Below are 722 nucleotides of genomic sequence, written 5' to 3' on the forward strand. Positions count from 1 at the left end.
TGAAATTATCTCAGACGGACAGCGTCGACGGAGCGCTTGGTGGCGAATAAATCAGTGCTTCCCTAGGAAACCGAAACGGATGCGTTTATAGGAGGCGGCGGCGCCCATGGTCGGCATCACGTTGTGGTAGATGCCAAGTACCTTGACGGCGGGGTCGTTCAGCAGGTTCCCATATTTTGGATGGATGAGCGCGCGCGCCAGCAGGCCGCCCATGCTGTGCGTCACGACGATCACCTCGTCGCATTTGAAGCCCCGCTTCTGGTAACCCTTGGCTAGCCCGCGGATTCGATCCGCGATCACCGTCGCGGTCTCGCCGTTGCTCTTCAAAAAGTTGTATCCCATGGCATGGACCGGATACCAGCACGCGGCGATCTTTTTCAGATCCTGCTCGGTCAGCGGCTCGCCTGCGTCCACACCGCCGAAAGTGCGTGGATCGGCGAAGTATGGCTTCCACATCGGGTTGGCCGAGCTTCCTGCGACCATATTGTTGAGGTGGCTTTCAGCCGTTTTCAGGAGCTGACCATAGGATCCGGTGAACAGCACTTCGCTCCAGCCCCGCCAGCGTGCGACTTGCGCCGGCGATTCGCGTTTCTTCGCGATTTGTTGGCCGGGTCTCCATCCTGTCGGCTTGCGCGTCCCTACGAGGGGCGGAATAGGTTCGAGGTTATCAGGGACGTTCTGATGCCGCTTGTCCGCTGCCAGCGTTTCCGGGCCCTCGGGAT

Annotated in this window: 1 protein-coding gene; it reads right to left on the minus strand. The window is 59.8% G+C overall.

Translation table 11 applies throughout. The features are described 5' to 3' along the window. Positions 1 to 51: 51 nt before the first annotated feature. Positions 52 to 722 (minus strand): esterase/lipase family protein (locus ACFPOU_RS18745; RefSeq protein WP_379724741.1); only part of this gene is annotated, 671 nt, incomplete at its 5' end.

Source organism: Massilia jejuensis (assembly GCF_042656795.1).
Taxonomy (GTDB): domain Bacteria; phylum Pseudomonadota; class Gammaproteobacteria; order Burkholderiales; family Burkholderiaceae_D; genus Telluria; species Telluria jejuensis.